The sequence below is a fragment of the Kitasatospora terrestris genome, from assembly GCF_039542905.1.
Lineage (GTDB): Bacteria > Actinomycetota > Actinomycetes > Streptomycetales > Streptomycetaceae > Kitasatospora > Kitasatospora terrestris.
Window position 1 is genome coordinate 3,882,493 of the sequence record NZ_BAABIS010000001.1, and the last position, 25,215, is coordinate 3,907,707.

At 73.8% G+C, this 25,215-nt stretch carries 18 protein-coding genes and 1 tRNA gene; 8 read left to right on the forward strand and 11 right to left on the reverse strand.

Features of this window, described 5'->3' with window-relative positions; translation table 11 throughout:
• The first annotated feature begins 91 nt into the window (after nt 1-91).
• The 7 genes from ABEB06_RS17840 (at nt 92) to ABEB06_RS17870 (ending at nt 8,062) form a co-directional block, all read left to right on the forward strand.
• Nucleotides 92-1,141 (forward strand): ABC transporter substrate-binding protein, encoded by a 1,050-nt coding sequence (locus tag ABEB06_RS17840; protein WP_345697859.1) that lies wholly within the window; start codon nt 92-94, stop codon nt 1,139-1,141.
• On the forward strand, nt 1,138-2,010 hold the full coding sequence (locus ABEB06_RS17845; RefSeq protein ID WP_345697860.1) for a siderophore-interacting protein: 873 nt from the start codon (nt 1,138-1,140) through the stop codon (nt 2,008-2,010). Before ABEB06_RS17840 ends, ABEB06_RS17845 begins: the two co-directional genes overlap by 4 nt.
• 126 nt (nt 2,011-2,136) lie before the next feature.
• Complete coding sequence (locus ABEB06_RS17850) at nt 2,137-3,642, forward strand: pyridoxal phosphate-dependent decarboxylase family protein (RefSeq protein ID WP_345697861.1); 1,506 nt, start codon at nt 2,137-2,139, stop codon at nt 3,640-3,642.
• A 15-nt stretch (nt 3,643-3,657) separates the two neighbouring features.
• Nucleotides 3,658-4,953 (forward strand): lysine N(6)-hydroxylase/L-ornithine N(5)-oxygenase family protein, encoded by a 1,296-nt coding sequence (locus ABEB06_RS17855; RefSeq protein WP_345697862.1) that lies wholly within the window; start codon nt 3,658-3,660, stop codon nt 4,951-4,953.
• On the forward strand, nt 4,950-5,513 hold the full coding sequence (locus tag ABEB06_RS17860) for a GNAT family N-acetyltransferase (RefSeq protein WP_345697863.1): 564 nt from the start codon (nt 4,950-4,952) through the stop codon (nt 5,511-5,513). The genes ABEB06_RS17855 and ABEB06_RS17860 overlap by 4 nt, the downstream gene beginning before the upstream one ends.
• Nucleotides 5,514-5,581: 68 nt before the next feature.
• Complete coding sequence (locus ABEB06_RS17865; RefSeq protein WP_345701887.1) at nt 5,582-7,366, forward strand: IucA/IucC family protein; 1,785 nt, start codon at nt 5,582-5,584, stop codon at nt 7,364-7,366.
• Between the two features lie 93 nt (nt 7,367-7,459).
• The gene (locus ABEB06_RS17870) at nt 7,460-8,062 is read left to right on the forward strand and encodes a superoxide dismutase (protein WP_345697864.1); all 603 of its coding nucleotides are present in this window, start codon (nt 7,460-7,462) and stop codon (nt 8,060-8,062) included.
• A gap of 108 nt (nt 8,063-8,170) precedes the next feature.
• On the opposite strand, the gene ABEB06_RS17875 is transcribed toward ABEB06_RS17870, so the two are convergent.
• From ABEB06_RS17875 to ABEB06_RS17910, 8 genes are all read right to left on the reverse strand, one after another.
• Nucleotides 8,171-8,247, reverse strand: a tRNA-Thr gene (locus tag ABEB06_RS17875).
• Nucleotides 8,248-8,339: 92 nt separating this feature from the next.
• Nucleotides 8,340-8,990, reverse strand: coding sequence for a leucine efflux protein LeuE (gene leuE, locus ABEB06_RS17880; protein WP_345697865.1), 651 nt, complete (start codon nt 8,988-8,990; stop codon nt 8,340-8,342).
• Between the two features lie 103 nt (nt 8,991-9,093).
• A complete protein-coding gene (locus ABEB06_RS17885; RefSeq protein ID WP_345697866.1) occupies nt 9,094-10,686 on the reverse strand; it encodes an alpha/beta hydrolase in 1,593 nt (530 codons plus the stop codon).
• Nucleotides 10,687-10,766: 80 nt separating this feature from the next.
• The gene (locus ABEB06_RS17890) at nt 10,767-11,882 is read right to left on the reverse strand and encodes a hypothetical protein (RefSeq protein ID WP_345697867.1); all 1,116 of its coding nucleotides are present in this window, start codon (nt 11,880-11,882) and stop codon (nt 10,767-10,769) included.
• Between the two features lie 247 nt (nt 11,883-12,129).
• Entirely contained in the window at nt 12,130-13,341 is a 1,212-nt protein-coding gene (locus tag ABEB06_RS17895) for a DNA polymerase III subunit delta' (RefSeq protein ID WP_345697868.1), read from the reverse strand.
• A 391-nt stretch (nt 13,342-13,732) separates the two neighbouring features.
• Nucleotides 13,733-17,065, reverse strand: a complete 3,333-nt coding sequence (gene tmk, locus ABEB06_RS17900) for a dTMP kinase (protein WP_345697869.1) — start codon at nt 17,063-17,065, stop codon at nt 13,733-13,735.
• A gap of 169 nt (nt 17,066-17,234) precedes the next feature.
• Complete coding sequence (gene topA, locus ABEB06_RS17905; protein ID WP_345697870.1) at nt 17,235-20,090, reverse strand: type I DNA topoisomerase; 2,856 nt, start codon at nt 20,088-20,090, stop codon at nt 17,235-17,237.
• Nucleotides 20,091-20,368: 278 nt separating this feature from the next.
• Entirely contained in the window at nt 20,369-20,977 is a 609-nt protein-coding gene (locus ABEB06_RS17910) for a DUF3592 domain-containing protein (RefSeq protein ID WP_345697871.1), read from the reverse strand.
• Between the two features lie 334 nt (nt 20,978-21,311).
• On the opposite strand from ABEB06_RS17910, the gene ABEB06_RS17915 reads away from it, so the two are divergent.
• A complete protein-coding gene (locus tag ABEB06_RS17915) occupies nt 21,312-22,001 on the forward strand; it encodes a hypothetical protein (RefSeq protein WP_345697872.1) in 690 nt (229 codons plus the stop codon).
• 61 nt (nt 22,002-22,062) lie between these two features.
• Here ABEB06_RS17915 and ABEB06_RS17920 read toward each other — a convergent pair whose 3' ends face one another.
• The 3 genes from ABEB06_RS17920 to ABEB06_RS17930 all read right to left on the reverse strand — a co-directional run bounded on the left by ABEB06_RS17920 (nt 22,063) and on the right by ABEB06_RS17930 (nt 25,207).
• Nucleotides 22,063-23,610 carry a DUF7059 domain-containing protein gene (locus ABEB06_RS17920; protein WP_345697873.1) on the reverse strand — a complete coding sequence of 516 codons (1,548 nt, stop codon included), beginning with the start codon at nt 23,608-23,610 and terminating at the stop codon, nt 22,063-22,065.
• A 355-nt stretch (nt 23,611-23,965) separates the two neighbouring features.
• A complete protein-coding gene (locus ABEB06_RS17925) occupies nt 23,966-24,682 on the reverse strand; it encodes a small secreted protein (protein WP_345697874.1) in 717 nt (238 codons plus the stop codon).
• A 156-nt stretch (nt 24,683-24,838) separates the two neighbouring features.
• Nucleotides 24,839-25,207, reverse strand: coding sequence for a cyclophilin-like fold protein (locus tag ABEB06_RS17930; RefSeq protein ID WP_345697875.1), 369 nt, complete (start codon nt 25,205-25,207; stop codon nt 24,839-24,841).
• Nucleotides 25,208-25,215 lie beyond the last annotated feature (8 nt).

The following is a 25,215-nucleotide window of genomic DNA, read 5'->3' on the forward strand; positions in this document are numbered from 1 at the left end:
GAGTGGTTCGGACACCCCTGGACAAGAACTTAGGTTAGGTTAACCTATCTTCCGATTCGCCCGACAGACACCCGTGAGGAAGTGCTCCGCCATGCCCATGCCCAGAACTGCCGACCTCTCCCGCCGCGGGCTGCTCGCCGCCGCCGGCGCCACCGCCGCCGGCGCCCTGCTCGCCGCCTGCGGCGGCAAGGCCGACAGCAAGGGCGGCGCCACCTCGGGCGAGGCCAAGTCCGGCGCCGCCGCCGGTCCGTGGAGCTTCACCGACGACCGGAAGAAGGAGGTCACCGCCAAGGCCGCGCCCGCCCGGGTGGTCGCCTTCACCGGCACCGCCGCCGCCCTGGCCGACTTCGGTCTGGACAGGCAGATCGTCGGCGTCTTCGGCGAGACCAAGGGCGCCGACGGCAAGCCCGACCCGCAGGCCGGCGACCTGGACGTGGGCAAGGTCGAGATCCTCGGCAACGCCTGGGGCGAGTTCTCGGTCGAGAAGTACGCGGCGCTCCGCCCCGAGCTGCTGGTCACCCACATGTACGACCCGGACGCCCTCTGGTACGTGCCGGACGAGTCCAAGGACAAGATCCTGCAGCTCGCCCCGAGCGTCGCGATCACCACCGGCCGGGTGCCGATGACCCAGCCGATCGAGCGCTACGCCAAGCTCGCCGAGTCGCTCGGCGCCGACCTGAAGGCGAAGAAGGTCACCGACGCCAAGGCCCGCTACGAGGCCGCGGCCGAGCAGCTGCGGCAGGCCGCCAAGGCGGCCGGCGGCATCAAGGTGATGGCCTGCTCCGGCGCCGCCGACATCTTCTACGTCTCCAACCCGAAGATCGCCACCGACCTGATCACCTTCGCCGAGCTGGGCGTGGACTTCGTCCAGCCCGAGAAGCTGGAGGCCGGCGACTACTTCGAGGCGCTGAGCTGGGAGAACGCCGGCAAGTTCCACGCCGACCTGCTGCTGCTCGACAAGCGCTCCACCGCGCTGCAGCCCAAGGACCTGGCCGCCAAGCCCGCCTGGAACCAGCTGCCCGCCGTCAAGGCCGGCCAGATCGTCCCCTGGGACGCCGTGCCGCGGTTCTCCTGGGCCGGCGCCGCGCCGCTGCTGGAGAACCTGGCCAAGGCCGTCCAGTCCGCGAAGAAGCTGTCATGAGCGACCCGATCGAGGACGAGGCGGCGGACCTGGCCGCCCAGTTCGGCTTCTTCGAGGCGCAGGTGGTCCGCTCGGCGCGGCTCGGCCCGACCATGGTCCGGATCACCCTCGGCGGCGAGCAGCTGGAGGGCTTCGAGAGCGGCGGCCGGGACCAGAGCTTCTCGCTCTTCCTGCCGCACCCCGGCCAGCCGGCGCCGCTGCTGCCGATCGAGGCGGGCCTCGACTGGTTCGGCGCCTGGCGCGCCCTGCCGGCCGAGCAGCGGGCGGTGATGCGCTCGTACACCATCCGCGCGCACCGGCCCGAACTCGCCGAGGTGGACGTGGACTTCGCCCTGCACGGCACCGGTCCCGGCTCCGGCGCGGCCGGTCCGGCGGCCCGCTGGGCGGCCACCGCCGGGCCCGGCGACCGGGTGGTCCTGCTCGGTCCGCGCCGGGCGGAGAACCGCAGCGTCGGCTTCCGGCCGCCGCAGGGCACCGACTGGCTGCTGCTGGCCGCGGACGAGACCGCGCTGCCCGCCGTCGGCGGCGTCCTGGAGTGGCTGCCCGCCGACGCCCGGGCCCGGGTGTGGATCGAGGTCCCGCACGCCGAGGACATCCAGGACCTGCCCGCCGGGCCCGAGGTGGAGATCGTCTGGCTGATCCGCGAGGCCGGCCGGCCCACCGCCCTCACCGATGCCGTGCGCGCCGCCGAGCTGCCCGCCGGCACGCCATACGCCTGGATCGCCGGCGAGTCCGGCACGGTGAAGTCGCTGCGCCGGCACCTGGTCGGCGAGCGCGGCTTCGACCGCCGCGCGGTCGCCTTCTCCGGCTACTGGCGGCGCGGCGCCTCCGAGGAGCAACTGCGCGAGGAGGCGTCGGCCGAGGCCTGACCAGCCCTTTTCCCGACACGAGAGCCCGTTCCCGACATCACGGGGGCGGGCTCTCGCCTTGGTCATTTTAGTTAGGTTAGGCTAACCTAACTAAATCAACTCGCCCTTGACCCTTGGGGACTGACGATGACCATGCCGGCACCTGCCACCGGGGCCCGCTCCCACCTGTTCAACGACCGGACGCTGCCCGCCTACCGGGCCGCCGTCGCCGCCGGGGTCGACCGCGTCACCCGCCGGGTCGCCACCGCCGGTCCGTTCAGCGGGATCACCCCGGACCGGCTCGGCCCCGAGATCGCGGCCGTCGACCTGGACCGGCCGCTCGGTGAAACCGGCGCCGCCCTCGACGAGTTGGAGCAGGTCTACCTGCGCGACGCGGTGTACTTCCACCACCCCCGCTACCTGGCCCACCTCAACTGCCCGGTGGTCATCCCCGCGCTGCTCGGCGAGGCCGTGCTCAGCGCGGTCAACTCCTCGCTGGACACCTGGGACCAGAGCGCCGGCGGCACCCTGATCGAGCGCCGTCTGATCGACTGGACGGCCGACCGGATCGGCCTCGGCCCGGACGCCGACGGCGTGTTCACCAGCGGCGGCTCGCAGTCCAACTTCCAGGCCCTGCTGCTGGCTCGCGAGCAGGCGCTGGCCGCCACCGCGCTCCCCCGCCACCAGGCACTGCCGCGACTGCGGGTGCTCACCTCGCGGGCCGGACACTTCAGCGTGCAGAAGTCCGCCAAGATGCTCGGCCTCGCGCCGGACGCGGTGATCGCCGTGGAGACCGACCGCGGCCGCCGGATGCGGCCCGCCGTGCTCGCCCGCGAACTGGAGCGCTGCCGCCGCGCCGGACTCCCGGTGATGGCCGTGGTCGCCACCGCCGGCACCACCGACTTCGGCTCGATCGACCCGCTGCCCGAGATCGCCGACGCCTGCGCGCGGGCCGGCGCCCGGCTGCACGTCGACGCCGCGTACGGCTGCGGGCTGCTGGTCTCGCGCACCCGCCGCCACCTGCTGGCCGGCATCGAACGGGCCGACTCGGTCACCGTCGACTTCCACAAGTCCTTCTTCCAGCCCGTCAGTTCCAGCGCCCTGCTGGTCCGCGACCGGACCGTGCTGCGGCACGCCACGCACCACGCCGACTACCTCAACCCGGCCCGCGCCGCCGAGCAGCGGATCCCCAACCAGGTCGACAAGTCCGTGCAGACCACCCGGCGCTTCGACGCGCTCAAGCTCTGGCTGACCCTGCGGGTGATGGGCGCCGACGCGGTCGGCGAACTCTTCGACCAGGTGGTCGACCGGGCCGCCGAGGCGTACGCGCTGCTCGCCGCCGACCCGCGCTTCGAGGTGGTCACCCGCTCGCAGCTGTCCACCGTGGTCTTCCGCCACCTGCCGCCCGCCGGCACCGACCCCGCGGACGCCGACGAGGCCAACCTGCACGCCCGCCGGGCGCTGGCCGCCTCCGGCGAGGGGGTGGTGGCCGGCACCAAGGTCGACGGCCGGCACCACCTCAAGTTCACCCTGCTCAACCCGGAGACCACCACCGCGGACATCGCCCACGTCCTCGACCTGGTCGCCGGCCACGCCGAGCAGTACCTGTCCGACCAGGCCGCGGCCGCCGGACTCTGCCGCGCCGCCGGCTGAAAAGGACCCCCTCCCATGACCACCCACGACTTCGTCGCGATCGGCCTCGGCCCGTACAACCTGGGCCTCGCCTGCCTGACCGCGCCGCTCACCGGCGAACTGGACGGCCTCTTCCTGGAGAGCCGCCCCGAGTTCTCCTGGCACCCCGGGATGCTGCTGGACTCCGCCACCCTGCAGACCCCGTTCATGGCCGACCTGGTCACCCTGGCCGACCCGACCTCGCCGTACTCCTTCCTCAACTACCTGAAGGAGAACGGGCGGCTGTACCCGTTCTACATCCGCGAGCTGTTCTACCCGGTGCGCGCCGAGTACGACGCCTACTGCCGCTGGGCCGCCGGACGGCTGCCCGGCATCCGCTTCGGCCAGCACGTCACCCTGGTGGAGTACGACGAGCGCCGGGCGCTGTACACCGTCACCGCCGAGACCGCCGACGGCACCGTCCGCCACCGCGCCCGGCACCTGGTGCTCGGCACCGGCACCCCGCCGCACCTGCCCGAGGTCTGCCGCGGTCTCGGCGGTGACCTGCTGCACAACTCCCGCTACCTGGAGGAGAAGCAGGCGCTGCAGCGGAAGGAGTCGATCACCGTGGTGGGCAGCGGCCAGAGCGCCGCCGAGATCTACTACGACCTGCTCTCCGAGCAGGAGCAGCACGGCTACCGGCTGACCTGGGTGACCCGCTCGCCGCGCTTCTTCCCGCTGGAGTACACCAAGCTCACCCTGGAGCTGACCTCTCCCGAGTACGTGGACTACTTCCACGCACTGCCCGAGGAGACCCGCTACCGGCTGGAGTCCGAGCAGAAGGCCCTGTTCAAGGGCATCGACGCGGATCTGATCAACGCCATCCACGACCTGCTGTACCGGCGCAGCATCCACGGCCCGGTCCCGACCCGGCTGTTCACCAACTCCGAACTGCGCGCGGCCTCCTACGACGACGCCACCGGCCGCTACACCCTCGGCCTGCACCACGCCGAGCAGGACCGCGGCTACACGGTGAGCACCGAGGGCCTGGTGCTGGCCACCGGCTACCGGCACCGCGTCCCCGAGTTCCTGGCACCGGTCCGCGACCGGATCCGGCTCGACGGGCACGGCCGCCCCGACGTGGCCCGCAACTACGCGATCGACACCACCGGGCGCGGGATCTTCCTGCAGAACGGCGGCACCCACACCCACAGCATCACCTCGCCCGACCTCGGCATGGGCGCGTACCGCAACTCCTGGATCATCCGCGAGCTGCTCGGCCGCGAGGTCTACCCGATCGAGAAGGCCATCGCCTACCAGGAGTTCGGCGCACCGGAAGGGCTCGTCGCATGACCCCGTTCAGCCTGGACCTCCCCGGCGTCGGCGAGCTCACCGTCCGTCCGCTCGACGTCGACGCCGACGGCGCGCTGCTGCACCGCTGGGTCACCCATCCCAAAGCCGTCTACTGGATGATGCAGCAGGCCACCTTGGACGAGGTCGCCGCCGAGTACCGGGCGATCACCGGACACCCTGACCGCGACGCCTACCTGGGCCTGCACGACGGCCGCCCCGCCTTCCTGGTCGAGCGCTACGACCCCGCCCGGGTCGAACTCGCCGGCCTGTACGAGGCGCAGCCGGGCGACGTCGGCATGCACTTCCTGTGCGCGCCCGGCGACACCCCGGTGCACGGCTTCACCCGGGCCGTGATCACCACCGTGCTGGCCTTCCTGTTCCAGGACCCGGCCACCCGCCGGGTCGTGGTCGAGCCGGACATCCGCAACACCGCCGTGCAGGCGCTCAACACCGCCGTCGGCTTCCGGGTGGTCGGGGCGGTCGCCAAGCCCGAGAAGGAAGCGCTGCTCAGCACCTGCACCCGCGCCCAGTTCACCGCCGCCACCGGAGCCCTCTCGTGACCCCCGCCGCCTCGCCCATCGCCTCGTCCGCCGCTGCCTCCCCCGCCGCCGCCTCGCCCGCCGCCGCCGTGTCCTCCGCCGGGTCCCCCGTCGCCGCCGTCGGCCACCTCACCCCCGGGCTGTGGCAGCGCGCCAACCGCCACCTGGTCCGCAAGGCGCTCGCCGAGTTCTCGCACGAGCGCCTGCTCACCCCGCAGCCGCTGCCCGACGGGCGGTACGCGGTGCGCGCCGACGACGGCACGGTCGAGTACCGCTTCGCCGCCCGGCTGCGCGCCCTGGACCACTGGCAGATCGACCCCGGGTCCATCACCCGGCACCGGGGCGAGCAGGAACTGCCGCTGGACGCCGTCGACCTCTGCCTGGAGCTGCGGTCGTCGCTGGGCCTGTCGGACGAGATCCTCCCGGTCTACCTGGAAGAGATCTCCGCCACCCTGGCCGGCGCCGCGGACAAGCTCTCCCGGCCGCAGCCCACCGCCGCCGAGCTGGCCCGCGCCGACTTCCAGACCATTGAGGCCGCGATGACCGAGGGCCACCCCGGCTTCGTCGCCAACAACGGCCGGATCGGCTTCGGCGTGGACGACCACCACCGGTACGCGCCGGAGGCCGCCGCGCCGGTCCGGCTGGTCTGGCTGGCCGCCCACCGCGAGCACGCCACCTTCACCTGCGGCGCCGACCTCTCCTACTCCGCCCTGATGCGCGCCGAGTTGGGCGAGGCCCAGCTCGACCGGTTCGCCGGGCGGCTGACCGGCCTCGGCCTGGACCCGGACGACTACCTGCTGCTGCCCGTGCACCCCTGGCAGTGGTGGAACAAGCTCTCCGTCACCTTCGCCGGGGAGCTGGCCACCCGCCGCCTGGTCTGCCTCGGCGAGGGCGAGGACCGGTACCGGGCGCAGCAGTCGATCCGCACCTTCTTCAACCTCGACCACCCCTCCAAGCACTACGTGAAGACCGCCATCTCGGTCCTCAACATGGGCTTCATGCGCGGGCTGTCGGCCGCGTACATGGAGGCCACCCCGGCGATCAACGACTGGCTGGCCCGGCTGATCGAGAGCGACGAGGTGCTGCGCGGCACCGGGCTGACGATCATCCGGGAGCACGCGGCGATCGGGTACCGGCACCGCCAGTTCGAGGCGGCGACCGACCGGTACTCGCCGTACCGCAAGATGCTCGCCGCGCTGTGGCGGGAGAGCCCGGTGCCCGCGCTGGCACCCGGGGAGCGGCTGGCCACCATGGCCTCGCTGCTGCACGTGGACGCCGCCGGCGACGGGGTCGCCGCCGCGCTGGTCGAGCGGTCCGGGCTGGCTCCCGAGGTGTGGCTGCGCCGCTACCTGGACGCCTACCTGACCCCGCTGCTGCACTGCTTCTACGCCTACGACCTGGCGTTCATGCCGCACGGCGAGAACACCGTCCTGGTGCTGGACGAGTCGGGCGCGGTGGTCCGGGCGGTGTTCAAGGACATCGCCGAGGAGATCGTGGTGATGGATCCGCTGGCCGTCCTGCCGCCCGCGGTGCAGCGGGTCCGGGCCGCGGTGCCGGACGAGCTGAAGCTGCTGTCGGTCTTCACCGACGTCTTCGACTGCTTCTTCCGCTACCTGAGCGCGCTGCTCGACGAGGCCGGGGTGCTCGACGAGGAGGCCTTCTGGCGCACGGTCGCCGCCTGCGCGGCCGACTACCGCGACTCGGTGCCGCACCTGGCGGAGAAGTTCGAGCGCTTCGACCTGTTCGCCGCCGAGTTCCCGCTCTCCTGCCTCAACCGGCTCCAACTGCGCGACAACCGGCAGATGGTGGACCTGGCCGACCCGTCCGCCGCGCTCCAATTGGTCGGCACCCTGCGCAACCCGATCGCCCCCTGACGTTCTATCGCCTGATAGTCGCTATTGCGCATAGCATGCAATAGTGTGGGTCGGGCGTGATGATCAACGTCTGTCGAAAGGGGCCGTGTCCCGATGGGCACCTACTCGCTGCCTGACCTGCCGTACGACTACTCCGCGCTGGAGCGCGCGATGTCGGCGGAGATCCTCGAACTCCACCACTCCAAGCACCACGCGGCGTACGTCAAGGGCGCCAACGACACCGTCGACCAGCTCGCCGAGGCCCGCGACAAGGGGCAGTTCGGCGGGCTGGTCGGCCTGCAGAAGACGCTCGCCTTCCACCTCTCCGGCCACGTGCTGCACTCGCTGTTCTGGCAGAACCTCTCCCCCGAGGGCGGCGACCGCCCCGAGGGCGACCTCGCCGACGCGATCGGCGAGCACTTCGGCTCCTTCGACGCCTTCCGGCAGCAGCTCACCGCCGCCACCGTCGGCGTCCAGGGCAGCGGCTGGGGCATCCTCTCCTGGGAACCGCTGGGCCGGCGCCTGATCGTCGAGCAGGTCTACGACCACCACGGCAACGTCGGCCAGGGCACCACCCCGCTGCTCGCCTTCGACGCCTGGGAGCACGCGTACTACCTGCAGTACCGCAACGTCCGCCCCGACTACGTCGAGCGGCTCTGGGACGTGGTCAATTGGCAGGACGTGGCGTCCCGCTACACCGCCGCCGTCCAGGCCTGACCACCCACGGCCGGCCCGCCGCATCCCCCCGGCGCGGCGGGGCCCCCGGCCGTCTCCCCGGATATACAGAAACGGTCCGGTCGGAATATCCGACCGGACCGGTTCTCCTGGAGCCGCCTGCGGGATTCGAACCCGCGACCTACGCATTACGAGTGCGTTGCTCTGGCCAACTGAGCTAAGGCGGCGCCGCCGCCGGATCGCCCGACCGCGTGGGTCGAGGATCGCATCGGCAACGCGGGCCAGTCTACACAGTTTCGGGCGCCGGTCCGCACACGGCTCAGGCGGAGGAGACGGCCAGCTTGGCGGCGAAGCCGGCGAAGAGGACGGCGACGCCGCTGGTGAGGCCTGCGGAGAGGCGCTTGCGGCGGTGGAAGGCGGCGGCGAGCGTGGTGCCGGCGAAGATCAGCAGCGAGAGGTAGAGCACGCTGAAGGTCTGCAGGATGCCGCCGAGCAGCGCGAAGGAGAGGGCGGGGGCGCCGTACGTCGGGTCGACGAACTGGGTGAAGAAGGAGAGCAGGAAGAGGATCGCCTTGGGGTTGAGCAGGCTGATCACCAGTGCCCGGCGGAACGGCTTCTCGCCGTCCTCGACGACGGCTTCGACCGAGGGCGCGGCGGGGGCGCGGTGTTCGCGCCAGAGCTGCCGGGCGGCGCGGAGCATGCCGAGGCCGATCCAGAGCAGGTACGCGGCGCCGCCGAACTTCACGACGGCGAAGACGGCCGGGTTGGCTTCGAGGAGGGAGGAGGCGCCGAGGGCGGTGAGGCTGATGAGGGTGAAGTCGCCGACGAAAACGCCGGCGGCGGCCCGGTAGCCGATGCTGATGCCCTTGCGGGCGGCCACCGAGAGCACGTACAGGGAGTTGGGGCCGGGCAGCAGGACGATGACCAGGGCGCCGAGGACGTACGTGGTCAGGTCGTTGACTCCGAGCACGGTGGGCTCCTAGCGGGACGAAGCGGCGTGGGGGATGCGCCATCGTATCCGCCAGGGCCGTCCACCCGAAACGGTCATGACCGCGGTCGGGCCGTGACCGTGTTCACTTGGCGCAGCGGGTGCCGTTGGCGGGGGCTTCGCCGCCGAGCAGGTAGCGGTTGACGGCGTTGTCGATGCAGGTGCTGCGGCGCCCGTACGCGGTGTGGCCGTCGCCGTCGTAGGTGAGCAGCCGGCCGGACTCCAGCTGGGCGGCGAGGGACTTGGCCCAGGCGTAGGGGGTGGCAGGGTCGCGGGTGGTGCCGACGACGACGATCGGGGAGGCGCCGGCGGCGCGGATGGTGTGGGGGGCACCGGTGGCCTTGGTGGGCCAGTAGGCGCAGCCGAGGGCCATCCAGGCCATGTCGCGGCCGAAGTGGGCGGAGGCCTGCTCGAAGTCGGGGACGGCCTGCTGGACGGCGGCCGGGTCGGCGAAGGGGGCGGGCAGGTCGAGGCAGTTGACGGCCATGTTGGCGAACATCAGGTTGGGGTAGCTGCCGTCGGACGAGCGCTCGTAGTAGTCGTCGGAGAGCCGGAGCAGCGCGCTGCCGTCGCCGGCCTTGGCGGTGGTGAGGGCTTCGCGCAGGGTGTGCCAGAGCGACTCGGAGTACATCGCCTGGATGACGCCGGTGGTGGCCATCGACTCGGTGAGGACCCGGTCGGACTCGGTGCCGAGCGGCTTGGCGTCGATCTGCCGGAAGAGCGCGGTGAGCTGCTGGCCGGCTTCCTTCTCGGAGCGGCCGAGCGGGCAGTCGTCGCGCTTGGCGCAGTCGGCGGCGAAGGCGGCCCAGGCGGTCTCGAAGCCGCCGGCCTGGGTGCGGTTGCCGGCCCGGGAGTCGAGCGAGGGGTCGACGGCGCCGTCGAGGACCATCCGGCCGACGTTGCCGGGGAAGAGCCCGGCGTAGGTGGCGCCGAGGAAGGTGCCGTAGGACTTGCCGAGGTAGTTGAGCTTGGCGTCGCCGACCAGGGCGCGCAGGACGTCCATGTCGCGGGCGGCCTCGACGGTCGAGACGTGGCCGATGAGCTCGCCGGACTCCTGCTGGCAGGCGGCGGCGAACTCCTTGTCGGCGGCGACCAGCGCGTCGATCTCGGCCTGGTCGTCGGGGGTGATGTCGACGGCGGTGTAGGCGTCCATCCGGGGGCCGCTGAGGCAGCTGACGGGGGTGGATTCGCCGACGCCGCGCGGGTCGAGGCCGACCAGGTCGTACGAGGAGCGCACGCCGGGGTCGGCGGCGCGGGCGGCGTTCTGCACGTAGTCGACGGCGGAGCCGCCGGGGCCGCCGGGGTTCATCAGCAGGGAGCCGAGCCGGTGCGCGGGGTCGGTGGCGGTCTTGCGGATCGCCGAGAGGGTGATCTCGCGGCGGTCGGGGTGCTCGTAGTCGAGCGGCACCTTGAAGGTGGTGCACTCGAAGTCGCCGCGGCAGTTCTGCCAGCTGAGCTTCTGCGCGTAGTAGGTGGCGAGCGCGGCGGGGGTACCGGCGGGGAGCGGCTGCAGCGGGGCGGCGCCGGGGGCACCGGCGGCGGTGGAGCCGGAGACGGCGTCCGAGGACGCGCCGGCGGTGGAGCCCGTGGTGGAGCCTGCGGTGCATCCGGCGAGCAGCAGCACGGCCAGCGCGGCGACCGGCGCGAAACGGCGGGACCGGTACTGGCCAGCACGCATCTGTGGTTCTCCCCTCGGACGCCGGGACCCGGCGCAGGACGCCGGTTCCCGGCTCAGCCGAGCCTAGCTGGCGGGAGCTGTCACGAGGGCTTGGCCAGGCTCTCGGCCAGCGACTGCACCGCCACCCGGACCAGTCGCAGCCGTTCCCGCTGCGGGGTGTAGTCCTGGACGAGGTCGGAGATCCGGACGTCCGCGGCCTTGGCCCGACCGCCGCCGGCCTTCAGCGCGGACTGGAGGCGGCGGGCGTCGGTCAGTCCGGCGGTGTCGCCCTTGGCGGCGGCGAGGAGCAGCCGGGCTCCGCTGGTGCCGGGGGCCTCGGCGGCGGCCTGGGTGAGCGCCGCCGGGTCGTAACGGCCGGAGACCGCGGCGGCCGCGCCGTACAGGTCGGGGCGGGCCAGGCCGGCGGCGGCCGCGCAGGGGGCTCCGCTCTCGACGCCGAGGGCGCCCCAGCCGCCTGGCCCGGCCGGCAGGGTGCGGAAGGCGGCGACGACGGCGGTGCGCAGCGCGGCGTCGTCGGCGATGGCCTGGGGGGCGGCGGCGACCAGTTCGCACGGCTGCCCGGTGCCGCTGGGCGGCTCGGGGGCGACCACGACGAACGGGCGGGAGCGGCCCAGCTTCACCGCCGAGGCGACGCCGTCGAAGAGGTCCGGCAGGTCGGCGTCGGCGGTCTTCCCGGCGGTGCCGGAGTGCACCACGATCACCGGGAAGCGGGCCTTGGCGTCCTTCTTGTACTCGGCCGGCAGCCAGACCCGGACGGTCCGCGGCCGACCGTCCGGTCCGGAGACGGTGCCCTGCAGCAGTTCGCCCTCGGCGGGGCTGCCGACGGGCGCGAACTGGGTGATCACCGGCGGCACCTCCGACGTCCCCGCGGCCGTCCCCGCGGCGGTTCCGGTGCCGTCGGCGGACGGCTCGGGCGGCGCGGCCGGCCGGGGTGCGGCGGCGGCCCGGAGCTGCTCGGCGTCCAGCCCGCCGCCGAGCGGACGTCCGCCCACCAGCAGCGCGACGCCGAGTCCGGTCACGCAGAGCAGGCACAGTCCGGCGGCTCCCGCCCGGACCAGCATCGGGCGGGCCTCGGCGACGAGTTCGTACGTGCGGGCGGCCCGGAGGTCACGCCAGCGGAGCCATGCGGAACGGGCGGCCCAGCAGCCGACGGCGACCGCGATCAACAAGGGGACGACGAGGATCGGACGGGACATGGCGCACCACCTCGGAGGAGGGACGGGCTGCCGGACACGGCGGGCTTGGCTGGCCTGGCGGGCTCAGTCCACAGGGTGCACAACGTGTCGCCCCGGGAGCTCCGGGCCGTACGGGCGGCGCCCGACGTTCACTCGAACGAGCGTCTTCCCGGCGCGCCGTCCGACGACCGATCAGACCCGCGCGGGGGCAGCCGGGTTCCGTCGGCGTCCGGCAGGCCGGCGCAGGAAAAAGGCGGGGCGGAGTGGTTCAGCCCGCGCGGAGGGCGACCGTCATCGCCTCGACCGCGAGCAGCGGGTCGACGTTCCGGTCCAGCGCCCGGCGGCAGGCCAGCACCGCCTCGATTCGGCGCAGCGTGTTCTCCGGCATGCCGCCGGAGGCGATCCTCTGCAGTGCGGGCCGCTGGTCCTCGTTGGCGAGCGCCCCGGTGGTGCCGAGCTGCACGGCCAGCACGTCGCGGTAGAAGCCGAGCAGATCGCCCAGGGCCACGCCCAGCGTCTCGCGGCGGGTGCGGGTGGCCCGGCTCTTCTGACGCTTCTCCAGCTCCTTCACCGCGCCGGCCATGCCGCGCGGCGCCCGGCTGCCCTCGGCGGCGCCGTACGCGGCCTTGAGGTCCTCGGTCTCCTTGGCGTCCTGCGTATCGGCGAGCGCCTCGGCGTCGGCCTTCGCGGTGTCCACCAGACGCTGTGCGGCGGCCAGGCAGCCGCCCAGGTCGGCGACCTCCAGCGGGATCCGCAGGACGTCGGCGCGGCGGGCCCGCGCCTGCTCGTCCACGGCCAGGCGGCGGGAGCGGTCGATGTTGCCCTGCCCGGCCAGCGCCGCCAGCCGGGCCGTCTCCGGCTCGACGCCGTCCCGGCTGACCAGCATGTCGGCCACCGCATCGGCGGACGGGGTGCGCAGCACCAGCAGCCGGCAGCGCGAGCGGATGGTCGGCAGCACGTCCTGCACGGACGGCGCGCACAGCAGCCACACCGTCCGGGGGGACGGCTCCTCGACGCCCTTCAGCAGCGCGTTGGCCGCCGCCTCGGTCAGCCGGTGCGCGGCGTCGATCAGGATCACCGACCAGCGGCCGCCGGTCGGGTAGCTGGACGCCCGCAGCACCAGGTCACGCATGTCGCCGACGCCGATCGACAGGCCGTCGGTGCGGACCTGCTTCACATCGGCATGGCTGCCCGCCAGCACGGTGTGGCAGCCGTCGCAGAACCCGCAGCCGGGCGTGCCGCCGAGGGCGAGGTCGGGGCTGGTGCACTGGAGCGCGGCCGCGAACGAGCGCGCCGCGGTGATCTGGCCCGCACCGGGCGGGCCGGTGAACAGCCACGCGTGGGTCATCAGCGAGGCGTTGCCCCCGGGCACGGGCGCCGCCGACCGGCCGGCCACCGCCGTCGCGTTCGCCGCGCGGGCAGCCGCCTCCAGCTGCTCGACCACCCGATCCTGGCCGACCAGGTCGTCCCACACACTCACGCCGAGCTCCCTACCGCACCGCCAACCAGCCCACCGAGCCTAACGCGCCCCACGGACACCCCGGAGACCGACGATCCGATCGGCCACGCCGCCCGGCGACGGCCCCGGCGAGCACGCCACCCGACAACACCCGCCCCACGGTGCGCAGCCGGGTACCGGTCGACGCCGCGCCTGCGCCGGGCCCGGGTCCCGCCCGTCCCGGCGGCTCCTGCCGACCCGGAACGGCGACGCCGGCCCGACCCGGTAGAACCCGCCCGTGTGGCGGAGCGGGTCCGCACGGCAGGACCGGTCCGCGTGGCGGGGTTGGTCCGCGTGGCGGGGCCGGTCCGCGTGGCGGGGCCGGTCCGCCCGGTGGAGTCGGTGTCGTCGGACCCCACCGGTGCCGGACGTGTCAGTCCTTGCGGCGGCGCCAGCCCCGGCCGCGCTGCTGCTGGTCGTTGCCCTGGCCCTGCTGCTGCCCGTCCGCGGGCTCGTCCGCCTCCCAGCGGGCCCACTCCTCACGGGAGCCGAGCAGCGAGTCGGTCAGGCTGGGCAGGTCGTCGAGCGGCGTCTCCTCGGCCCACTCGGGCCGGGGCCGCAGCTCGCGGGTCTCCGCGGAGTCCTCCGGCTCCGGCCTCCACAGGCCGGGCGGCACCCGGTCCTGCGCAGACCCGGCCGGCCGGACCGGCGGGAGCACCGCGGTCTCGTCGGGGGCGTTCTCCGACACCTTGGGCAGCACAGCGGTCCGGTCGACGGCCGGGGCGGCCTTCGGCAGGACGGCGGTCTCGTCGGCCTTCGGCAGGACGGCGGTCTCCTCGACGGCCTGGGCGGCCTTCGGCAACACCGCGGTCTCGTCCGCGGCGGGGGCGACCTTCGGCATCTCGGCCGTCCGGTCCGCCTTGCCGGCGGACTCGGCCTGCGCGGCCTGCACCGCGGCCTGCCGGACCTCCTCCGGGATCTCCGCCGTCACCTGGTCGTCGTCGCCGTCGTCCCCGATCTGCGGCAGCTCCGCGGTCTCGCCCGCCGAAGCCCCAGCACCGGCCCCGGAACCAACTCCGGCCCCAGCACCAGCGGCCGACCCCGGCCTCGCAGCCGACCCCGCACCCGCAGCCGCAGCGGTGGCCGCAGCCGCCGCCTCCGCCGCCAGCCGGGCCTCCTCCGCACGCTGCAGCGCCTCCTCGGCGCGCCGCCGCTGCTCCTCGCGCTGCAGCTCCCGCTGCCGCTGGAACTCGGCCTGCGCCGCCTCCTCGGCCTCCTGCCGACGCCGGGCCTCCGCCTCGGCGGCCAGCCGGGTCTCCTCGGCGGCCTTGCGGCGTGCCTCCTCCTCGGCCCGCACGGCAGCGGCCGCTTCGGCGGCGATCCGGGCCTCCTCGGCGGCCTTGGCGCGCGCCTCGGCCTCGACCCGCTCGGCCTCCGCCTTGGCAAGCCGCTCCTTCTCGGCCTGCTCGGCGCGCAGCTGCTCCAGCAGGGCCTGCCGCTTGCGCTCGGCCTCGGCCTCCTCGGCGGCCTTGCGGGCGGCTTCGGCGGCCTTCCGCTCGGCCTCGGCCCGGGCCTGCCGCTCCTGCTCGACCTTGGCGGCCTTCTCCTGGTCGGAGAGCGGCAGCTCGCGGTCGAGACGGTGGCGGATCGCGGTGGTGACGACGTTGGGCTGCTGCGAGCCGTCGACGACGAGGTAGCGGCCGGGGTCGGCGGCGGCGAGCGCCAGGAACCCGGTGCGGACCCGCTGGTGGAACTCGGTCGGCTCGGACTCCAGCCGGTCCAGCGCCTCGGTGAACCGTTCCCGCGCCGCGCCCGGGTCGACGTCCAGCACCACGGTCAGGTCGGGAACCAGCCCGCCGGTGGCCCAGCGGGAGATCCGCGCGACCTCGGTGGCGGCCAGGTCGCGGCCCGCGCCCTGGTAGGCGATCGAGGAGTCCATGTACCGGTCGGTGATCACCACGGCGCCGCGGGCGAGCGCGGGACGGATCACGTTCTCGACGTGCTCGGCCCGGTCGGCGGCGTAGATCAGCGCCTCGGCGCGGTGCGAGAGACCGGTGTTGCCGACGTCCAGGACCAGGGCGCGCAGCCGCTGCCCGATCGGGGAGCCGCCGGGCTCGCGGGTGAGCACGACCTCGTGGCCCTTGCTGCGGATCCACTCGGCGAGCGCGTGCGCCTGGGTGGACTTGCCGGCGCCGTCGCCGCCCTCCAGGGCGATGAAGAAGCCGGTGCCGGCGACCCGGTGCGGGGCCGGCTCGACGCCGCCGCGCACGGCCCGGACCAGCTCGCGGCCGAACGGCATCTCGCCGCGCCGGTCGTCGGTCTTCAGCAGGACGACGGCGGCGAGCACCAGGGTGAGCAGTCCGGCGGTGGAGACGGCGAGCGCCGCCCCGCCGTGGATGAAGGTGAAGCCGCCCGGCCGGACCTCGCCGTACTCGACCTCGCCGTACGCGGCGGCGAGCAGCGGCATGCCGATCAGCGCGGCGCCGACCACGACCCGGAGCACCGCGTACAGGTGCTCGGTGACCTTGGGGAGCCGCAGCTCCTCGATCTCCTGGGCGAGCAGGGTGCGGCCGGTGGAGATCACGGTGCCGGCGGCGAGGCCGGCCAGCACGGTGAGCAGCAGGACCAGGACGAAGTCGAGCACCAGCCCGGCGAGGATCAGCGAGACGCCCTCGACCAGCAGGGCGAGCGCGAGCAGCCGGCGACGGGAGAGGCCGGGCAGCACGGCGCGGGAGGCGCGGACGCCGATCGCGGGGGCACCGGCGGCGGCGAGCACCAGCAGGCCGTAGCCGATCGCACCGGCCCGGTGGTCGACGGCGGTCAGCAGGCCGAGTGCGGTGACGCCGGCCATCGCGGCGTACCCGGCGGCGACCGCGAAGGTGAAGTAGGGGGCGGAGCCGGTGCGGCCCTTGCGGAGCGCCGGGCCGGGGGTGGCGTCGGTCGGGGCGCGCAGGCCCTGCAGAGGGGAGCGCGGGGCGACCGCGGCGCCGGCGGGCAGCTCCTGCAGGTAGACCAGGACGGCGGAGGCGGCGAACAGCAGCGCGGCGCCGACCCCGGCCGAGGTGGCCTGGTGGCCGCGCAGCCAGTCCGAACCGAGGGCGGCCAGCACGTTGTTGACCAGGGTGAGGCCGATCAGCGCGGTCGCGGCGAGCGGCAGGGCCGCCCAGCCGGTGCGGACGTCCAGCGTGCGCACCGCGTCGAGCGCGGCGGCGGACGGGGCGGCCTTCCCCTCGGCGATCGGCAGCAGTCCGGGAACGGCGGCGGCCTTGCCGACGGTCCAGACGCGCTCGGCGGCTCCGGCCAGGAACGCGGTGCCGAGCAGCAGCCAGGTCGCCGAGTCCGGCGACCAGATCAGCCACCAGGGGGCGATGCCGATCAGCACGGCGCGCAGCACGTCGGCGCCGAACAGCGCCCAGCGCCGGTCGAGCGGACCGGCGAGCAGCGCGTGCACGGGACCGAGCAGTGCGGCGCCGAACAGCACGGTGGCGAGCAGGCGGGCGGCGAACAGCGCCGCCACCGCGAGCGCCAGCGCCCGGTAGCCGTCGCCGAACTGTCCGCCCGCCACGGCGGCGACCACGGTCAACGGCACCAGCACGAGCAGCGCCAGCCGGTCCGCGGTGCCGCCGACCAGCTGCGCGGTCCACAGCCGTCGGTACGGGCGCAACCTCAGCAGCGCGCGGGCGCGCTCGCCGGGTGTCCCGGCAGGGGCCACCTCGGGGAGGGCGGGTGCGGCGGTGCTCGAAGGGGGCTGCTCCTCGCTCGTCATACGGTCAGCGTAGCGGTCGCCGGTTGGCGCAAAAGAGGGGTACGGCCGTCCGGATAGCCGTCATGACAGGGTTGTGACGGATCGAACGCTTCCCGAACACAAGCGGGGGCCCGCACACCCGCGCGGACCCCCGTTCCTGTCACTGCCAGCTGACCGATCTGTCTTCCGGTCAGCCCTCGTCGGGCGCCGAGGCCGCCGACTTGCTCGCGACGGTCTTCTTCGCCGCCGTCTTCTTCGTCGCGGTCTTCTTCGCGACCGTCTTCTTGGCCGCCGTCTTCTTCGCCGCGGTCTTGGTGGCCGCGGTCTTGGTCGCGGTGGCCTTGGCGGTGGTCTTCTTCGCCGGAGCCTTCTTGGCAGCCTTCTTCACCGGCCCGCGCGCCCGCTTCTCGGCGAGCAGCTCGTAGCCGCGCTCCGGCGTGATGGTCTCGACCTCGTCGTCCTTGCGCAGGGTCGCGTTGGTCTCGCCGTCGGTCACGTACGGGCCGAAGCGGCCGTCCTTGACCACCACCGGACGCTCGCTCACCGGGTCGGTGCCCAGCTCCTTGAGCGGCGCGGCGGCCGCGGCCCGGCCACGCTGCTTGGGCTGGGCGTAGATCGCCAGCGCCTCCTCCAGCGTGATGGTGAGCAGCTGGTCCTCGCTGGTCAGCGACCGCGAGTCGGTGCCGCGCTTCAGGTACGGGCCGTAGCGGCCGTTCTGCGCGGTGATCTCGTTGCCCTCGGCGTCGTTGCCGACCACCCGGGGCAGCGAGAGCAGGCGCAGCGCGTCCTCCAGGGTGACGGTGTCCAGGGACATCGTCTTGAAGAGCGAGGCGGTGCGCGGCTTGACCGCGTTCTTGCCGGTCTTCGGGGTGCCCTCGGGCAGCACCTCGGTGACGTACGGGCCGTACCGGCCGTCCTTGGCGACCAGCGGGTTGCCGCTGACCGGGTCGGTGCCGAGGGCACGCTCGCCGCTGGGCTTGGCCAGCAGCTCCTCGGCCAGCTCGACGGTCAGCTCGTCCGGCGGCAGGTCGTCCGGGATGTCGGCGCGCCGGCCGGCCTCGCCCTCGACCTCGGACACCTTCTCCACGTACGGGCCGTACCGGCCGACGCGCAGCACCAGGCCCTCGGCGATCGGGAAGGAGCTGATTTCCCGGGCGTCGATCGCACCGAGGTCGGTGACCAGTTCCTTGAGGCCGCCGAGGTGGTCGCCGTCGCCGTTGCCGGCCTCCGCGGCGGTGCCGGCGCCCTCGCCCTCTCCGAAGTAGAAGCGCTTCAGCCACGGCACGGACTCGGCCTGGCCGGCCGCGATCCGGTCGAGGTCGTCCTCCATCTTGGCGGTGAAGTCGTAGTCGACCAGCCGGCCGAAGTGCTTCTCCAGCAGGTTCACGACCGCGAAGGAGAGGAAGGACGGGACGAGCGCCGTGCCCTTCTTGAACACGTACTTGCGGTTGATGATCGTGTCGATGATCGACGCGTAGGTCGACGGACGGCCGATCTCGCGGTCTTCCAGCTCCTTGACCAGCGAGGCCTCGGTGTAGCGGGCCGGCGGCTTGGTGGCGTGGCCCTCCGGGGTGAGCCGGTCGGCGGCCAGCGGGTCGCCCTCGGTGACCTGGGGGAGCCGGCGCTCGCGGTCGTCCAGCTCGGCGTTCGGGTCGTCCGCGCCCTCGACGTAGGCCTTGAGGAAGCCGTGGAAGGTGATGATCTTGCCGGACGCGGAGAACTCGACGTCCCGGCCGTCGGCCGAGCGGCCGCCGACCCGGACGGTCACCGACTGGCCGACCGCGTCCTTCATCTGGGAGGCGACGGTGCGCATCCAGATCAGCTCGTACAGGCGGAAGTCGTCGCCCGCCAGGCCGGTCTCCGCCGGGGTGCGGAAGCGGTCGCCGGAGGGGCGGATCGCCTCGTGCGCCTCCTGGGCGTTCTTCACCTTGGACGCGTAGGTGCGCGGCGCGTCCGGCAGGTAGTCGGCCCCGTACAGCTGGGTGACCTGGGCGCGGGCGGCGGAGATCGCGGTGTCCGACAGCGTGGTGGAGTCGGTACGCATATAGGTGATGAAGCCGTTCTCGTACAGCTTCTGCGCGACCTGCATCGTCCGCTTGGCGCCGAAGCCCAGCTTGCGGCTGGCCTCCTGCTGCAGCGTGGTGGTGCGGAACGGCGCGTACGGCGAGCGGCGGTACGGCTTCGACTCGACGCTGCGCACCGAGAACGCGGTCTGCTCCAGGGCGGCGGCCAGCGCGCGGGCGGCCTGCTCGTCCAGGTGCAGGGTGTTGGCGGTCTTCAGCTGACCGTCCTGGCCGAAGTCGCGGCCGGTGGCGATCCGCTTGCCGTCCACGCCGACCAGGCGGGCGCCGAAGGACTCCGGGTTGGCGGCGTCTGCGGCGGTCCGGCCGGTGGCGAAGGTGGCGATCAGGTCCCAGTACGAGGCGGAGCGGAACGCCATCCGCTCCCGCTCGCGCTCCACCACCAGGCGGGTCGCGACGGACTGCACACGGCCTGCCGAGAGCTTCGGCATGACCTTCTTCCACAGCACCGGCGAGACCTCGTAGCCGTAGAGGCGGTCGAGGATGCGGCGGGTCTCCTGGGCGTCGACCAGGCGCTGGTTGAGGTCGCGCGGGTTGCGCACCGCCTCCTGGATCGCGTCCTTGGTGATCTCGTGGAAGACCATCCGGTGCACCGGCACCTTGGGCTTCAGGACTTCCTGCAGGTGCCACGCGATGGCCTCGCCCTCGCGGTCCTCATCGGTGGCGAGGTAGAGCTCGTCGGACTCCTTGAGAAGCGACTTGAGCTTGGTGACCTGCGACTTCTTGTCCGGGTTGACCACGTAGATCGGGGCGAAGTCGTGCTCGACGTCCACGCCGAGGCGACGGACCTCACCCGTGTACTCGTCCGGGACCTCGGCGGCCGTACCGGGCAGGTCGCGGATGTGCCCGACGCTGGCCTCGACGATGTAGCCGGGGCCGAGGTAGCCCTTGATCGTCTTGGCCTTGGCCGGCGACTCGACGATGACGAGTCGCTTGCCGTGCGCGGTCTCGCTGCTCGGGGACACCTTCGCTCTTCTCTCCCGGATCGTTTACGTCTGCTCCTGGGCTGCCGCTCAGCGACGGCCCCACCAGCGGAGTGTGACCGTACCCTGGCCACCCTTGTCAAACGGACGGATCCCGCTTTTTCACCGGCAAGGCCGACCGACGCCACTCGAACGGTAACCCGATGATGCTCGTCCGCGCCGCGTGGAGCGGATTCCGGGGTGTCCGGAAATCAAGGATCCGTACAGAACCGGCCGGCAGAAACAGGACAACCGCCTGGAAGAATGCGGTTCCCGGAAGGTCAGCGGGCCACCGTGGCCAGCAGCGTCGCCCCGCCCGCCAGCGCGGCGATGCCCAGCAGCGACCAGAACAGATCCGCCGGCACGGTCGGGACGTCCTCGTGCGCGGCCAGCACCACCCGGCTCGGCCGACGCGGATCGTACGCGACCTGCACCAGCGCGCCCGGCACCAGCCGCAACGGCCGCCGCAGCGGAGTGTGACCGCGGGGCCGCGCCAGCACCGACCGGCTCGGTCCCGACCCCTCCTCGACCGCCCGCAGCTCGCACCCGCCGACCGGCCGCCTCCGCTCGGTGCCCCCGGCCCCCGCGCCGGCGGCCGGGGTGGCGCCGGGCAACCTCCCTCCGGCCGGGGCAGCACCGGGCAGCGGTCCTCCAGCCACCGCGCCGTCCAGCGCGGTGTACGCCAGCAGCGGGCTACTGTCGAGCGTGCCGAAGCCCTCGTCGGGCCGCATGCCGTACGGATCGACATCGGCGACCACCCGGGCGGTGGCCGGAATGCCATGGCGGCGGAGCCGGTGGCGAAGACGCAGTTCCACGGCGCACCAGAGCAGGAGTGCGCCGCCGAAAAGGGTCAGGACCACCCCGCCTGCCAGCGCCGTCGGCGTCTCCATCCCCGGTCCCCTCCCTGCCGGCCCGTGCTGTCCACAGCCTGTGGACAGCACGTTCGCAGCCGGTGGACAACCCCGGACCGACGTTCGACGTCCTGCGGGGAACGCCCAGGAGACGGATGGGTGAACGGCCGCCACCCCGCTCGCGTCACGGACCGGCGCCGACCGTCACAGACCTGCCCCCGCCGTCACAGCCACGCAACCGCCACGCAACCGCGGCAACCGCCCCCGGGCCCGCCGCCGTGTGCACGGACAGGTACCGCGCCACCGCCGAACCACCGGCGAACGGCCGTCGAACCACCCGTCGAACCGCCGCGCCTCCAGGGGGACTCCAGCCATGGCCACCACCGCCCACCGCCTGCTCACCACCACCGCGCTGCTCGCCACCGCCGTCCTCGCCCTGACCGCCTGCGACGCGGACGACCCCGCCCCCGGCACGGCAGCGGCCACGGCTTCCGCCTCGGGGCCGGCCGCGGCCACCGCCTCGCCGTCCGGCAGCGCCACTGCCGCTGCCACCGCCTCCGGGAAGGCCGTGGGCGCCACCGGCACGCCCTCCGCGCGGGCCACCAAGTCCGCTGCCGGCGCCGCCTCTACCGGAGCCGGTGCCGGTGCCGGTGCCGGTGCCGGTGCCGGTGCTGGCAAGGCGGCGCCGAGCCAGGACTGCACCGCCGCGGCCCAGCGCCCGGGCCACAAGGTGATCAACGCCACGTCCGCGACAACCACCCGGCTGACCGCCACCGCGACCGCCTTCGTCTGCGGACCGGAGGTCGAGAACGACGGCTACTGGACCCCGGTCGGCGCCGCCGGCCCGTACGCCTTCGCCCCCGGCGCCACCGCCGAACTGGTCACCCTCGCAGGCCCCGTCACCACCGCCACGGTGCCGCTCACCACCCTGGTCCAGCACGTCAACGACTGCGCGGCGCACCACGAGCCGCCCGCCCCGTACAGCTGCTTCGGCGGCAACTACGACATCACCGTCGACGGGGCAGGTCACATCACCAAGGTCTCCGAGCTCTTCCACCCCTGACGGCACGGGTCCACCTGACGGCGCGGGCAGATTTCCCCGGCGGGCACCCGCCCGCCCGGCCTCAGACCGCGGGCTCGATGAAGCCCTGCTCCGTGAGCAGCCGCAGCGACTCCGGAACCCGGTCGCGCAGCACCACCTTCTCCTCGCCGAGCAACTGGGCGATCGCGTCCACGATCTCACCGGCCGCCAGGGTGCCGTCGCAGACGCCGACGAACCCGGCACCGACCGTGTCCACCTTGGTCGCCCGCCGCATGCCCCGGTTGTGACGCAGGATCACGTGCTCGGGGTCCTCCGCGCCGGGCGCGCCGACCTGCTCCTGCACCACCTCGTCCGCCAGCACGAACCGGGCCGCCAGCAGGCCCGCGTCGTCGTGCTCGCGCAGGAAGTCCTGGCGGGCGAACCAGCTCTCGATGTGCGGACCGAGCGGCTGCTCGACCGGGTGCGGCCACTCCTCGATCCGGACCGTCGGGTCCGAGGCGCCGCTCGCCCGCAGGGTGATCCAGCCGAAGCCGATGCCCTCCACGCCCGCCGCCTCGAAGGTGTCCAGCCACTCGCCGTAGCGGTCCTGGTAGTCGGAGCCGGGGCCGCGGTGGTCGCCGCCGTCGCGCAGCCACAGCTCCGCGTACTGAGCGGCGTCCTGCACCTCCCGCTGCACCACCCAGGCGTCCAGGCCGGTGCCGGCGACCCAGCCGGCCAACCGCTCCTGCCAGTCCTCGCCCTTGACGTGCTGCCAGTTCGCCAGCAGGTGGCAGTACCCGCCCGGCTCCAGGTGCGCGGCCGCGCCCCGGACCACCGACCGGCACAGCTCGTCCCCGGCCATCCCGCCGTCCCGGTAGGTGAACCGCCCGGCGGGCGAGATCACGAACGGCGGGTTCGACACGATCAGGTCGAACCGGCGGTCCCCGACCGGCTCGAACAGGCTCCCCTCGGCCGTCGCGGTGTTCTCGAACCCGGAGAGCGCCAGCGTCAGCCGGGTGAAGTGCAGGGCCCTCGGGTTCAGGTCGGTGGCCGTGACCCGCTGGGCGTGCCGAGCGGCGTGCAGCGCCTGCACACCGGACCCGGAGCCCAGGTCCAGCGCCTCCCGCACCGGTCGGCGCACCGTCAGATTGGCCAGCGTGGTGGAGGCTCCGCCGACGCCGAGCACCAGGTCGCGGCGTGCGATCCCGGCCGCCGTCTCCCCGGAACCGATCCCGCCGGCCCCGCCCACCGCACACCCCAGGTCGGACACCACCCAGGCATCCGCACTCGGCAGCCCCGCCACCTCGTTGGCGTACGGCCGCACGTCCACGGTCGCCCGGACCTGCTCGCCGTCGCGCACCAGCCACCCGTCGGCCAGGCAGTCCTCGACCGGCAGCGCCACCGCGGCGGCCGCGTACGGCACCGGCTGCTGCAGCAGGAACAGCAGCACCAGCGTCTCCAACGGCGAACCACCCCTGGTCGCCCGGAGCGCCGGCACCGCCTCGCTCCGCGCCAACGCCGCGTACGCCGTGGGACCGAGCAGGTCCAGGCAGCCGTCAGCGGTGAACGACGCGGCGAGCAGCGCCTCACGCAGCTTCGCCAGCCGGCTGGAGTCGAGAACGGGAGCGGGGGCAACGGGGCTACTGGTCACCCCGCCATTCTCCCCCCACCCGACCGCCCGACCACCCACCCCGCCGCGCCGCGCCGCTCCCCGCGGCGCTGGACGGTCCGGCCGTACGAGCAGCCGCTTGCCCCTCCGACCCGCAGGCGCCCGATGGGCGCCGTGGACCGCGGACGGCCGCACGGAACGGGCTGGCCGTCGAAGCGGGCCGGCCGTCGAAGCGGCCGTGGCAGGGATTCAGAGCCTCGGAAGCCCTCCCCCGGACCGGGCAGGCCGCCACGGCCACCAGGAGCGGCTCGGCAGTCGGCCTGCGAACCAGGTCCTGGGAGCCAGCCGGCACCGACGTGGATGGCCGCACCGTCCGCCGGACGGCCCCTGCCCCGCGTCAGCCGGAGGCGCTGGCGCTCGCGCTCGGCTTCGCCGAACCGGAGGCCGCCGGGGCCGCCCCGCCGGACTGCGCAGCCGACGGCGACGGGCCTGCGCCGGCGCTGGCTCCGGCACTCGCGTCCGCCCCGGTCCCGGTCCCGGTCCCGGTCCCGGTCCCGGTCCCGGACGCCGCCGGCGCGCTGGCCTTGCAGCCGGGCTGCTTCTTGATCGCGTCACCCAGCGCACCGCTCTGCAGCTTCTGCATCGCCTGCGTGGACTGCTGCGACAGCTGCTGCACCTGGTCACCCACACTCCGCAGACCGTCGGCGAACTTCGCCTGGTCCGCGGTGGGAAGCCCGTCCAGCTTCTTCTGCGCCTCCTGGTAGCCCTGAGCAGCCTGCCGCAGCTCGCCGACGGCGTCCTGCTGCAGCTTTGCGCCGTCGTCGACCTTCGGCGCCCCGGCCTTGTCCACGGCGTCGGCGAGCTGCTGGCTGCTCGCGCCGAGCGTGGCGAGACCGGCCGAGAGCCGCTTCTGCAGGTCGGCCGGGGCCTCGCCCGGTATCACCTTGGTGCTGTCGGCGAGGGCCGCCCGGGACTTGGCGGTCGGGTCCTGCGCCGCGTCGCAGACGCTCTTCGCCCAGCCGTTCAGCTGCTCGGAGTCGTCGCCGCTGCACGCAACGGCGCCGAACGCGAGCAGCGCTCCGAGCGCGGAGACGGTCAGCAGTCGCTTGTTCACCGGAGGCCCCTTCGGTATCGGACGTCGACCAGCGAACCTACACGGCCGCCGCGGCGCGCCGCCCGGCAGCCGCCGGAACCCGTCCTGCTCCCCTGCTCAGCCGTGCCCGCGCTCCGCCCGGCTGCACTTCGGCCCAAGGCCGGTCTCGGGTCGCTCTCAGGCGCGCTCGACCCTGATCGAGTCGCCGCTGCGGACCGTCCGCAGCACCTGCGGGTCCTGGTCCAGGGTGCCGAGCACGTTGCAGGCGCTGGCGAGCCGGCACTCACCGTCACGCGAGACGGGTGTGGGACCGAAGGGCAGCGCCAGGCTGTCGCCGTCCGTCCAGAACGCGACCGTCCCGGGCTCGACCACCTGCTCGGCGTCCGGCTCCCGCTCGACGTTGATCGCGGTGTCGAAGTAGACCTCTTCGCCCCAGGTGTTGGCGCGCGAGGCGATCGGCAGCGCTGCCCAGAGCGCCTCGGCGGTGGGCGTCGACGGCAGTTCGGCAGTCGCCTGCCCGGCGGGCCACAGGATGCGTATCCGCATGGGTTCCT

Bases quoted from the DNA above. Each gene is read 5' to 3' on its own strand.
- ABEB06_RS17840 (WP_345697859.1), top strand. From the start codon at position 92: ATGCCCATGCCCAGAACTGCCGACCTCTCCCGCCGCGGGCTGCTCGCC.
- ABEB06_RS17845 (WP_345697860.1), top strand. From the start codon at position 1,138: ATGAGCGACCCGATCGAGGACGAGGCGGCGGACCTGGCCGCCCAGTTC.
- ABEB06_RS17850 (WP_345697861.1), top strand. From the start codon at position 2,137: ATGACCATGCCGGCACCTGCCACCGGGGCCCGCTCCCACCTGTTCAAC.
- ABEB06_RS17855 (WP_345697862.1), top strand. From the start codon at position 3,658: ATGACCACCCACGACTTCGTCGCGATCGGCCTCGGCCCGTACAACCTG.
- ABEB06_RS17860 (WP_345697863.1), top strand. From the start codon at position 4,950: ATGACCCCGTTCAGCCTGGACCTCCCCGGCGTCGGCGAGCTCACCGTC.
- ABEB06_RS17870 (WP_345697864.1), top strand. From the start codon at position 7,460: ATGGGCACCTACTCGCTGCCTGACCTGCCGTACGACTACTCCGCGCTG.
- ABEB06_RS17885 (WP_345697866.1), bottom strand. From the start codon at position 10,686: ATGCGTGCTGGCCAGTACCGGTCCCGCCGTTTCGCGCCGGTCGCCGCG.
- ABEB06_RS17890 (WP_345697867.1), bottom strand. From the start codon at position 11,882: ATGTCCCGTCCGATCCTCGTCGTCCCCTTGTTGATCGCGGTCGCCGTC.
- tmk (WP_345697869.1), bottom strand. From the start codon at position 17,065: ATGACGAGCGAGGAGCAGCCCCCTTCGAGCACCGCCGCACCCGCCCTC.
- ABEB06_RS17910 (WP_345697871.1), bottom strand. From the start codon at position 20,977: ATGGAGACGCCGACGGCGCTGGCAGGCGGGGTGGTCCTGACCCTTTTC.
- ABEB06_RS17915 (WP_345697872.1), top strand. From the start codon at position 21,312: ATGGCCACCACCGCCCACCGCCTGCTCACCACCACCGCGCTGCTCGCC.
- ABEB06_RS17930 (WP_345697875.1), bottom strand. From the start codon at position 25,207: ATGCGGATACGCATCCTGTGGCCCGCCGGGCAGGCGACTGCCGAACTG.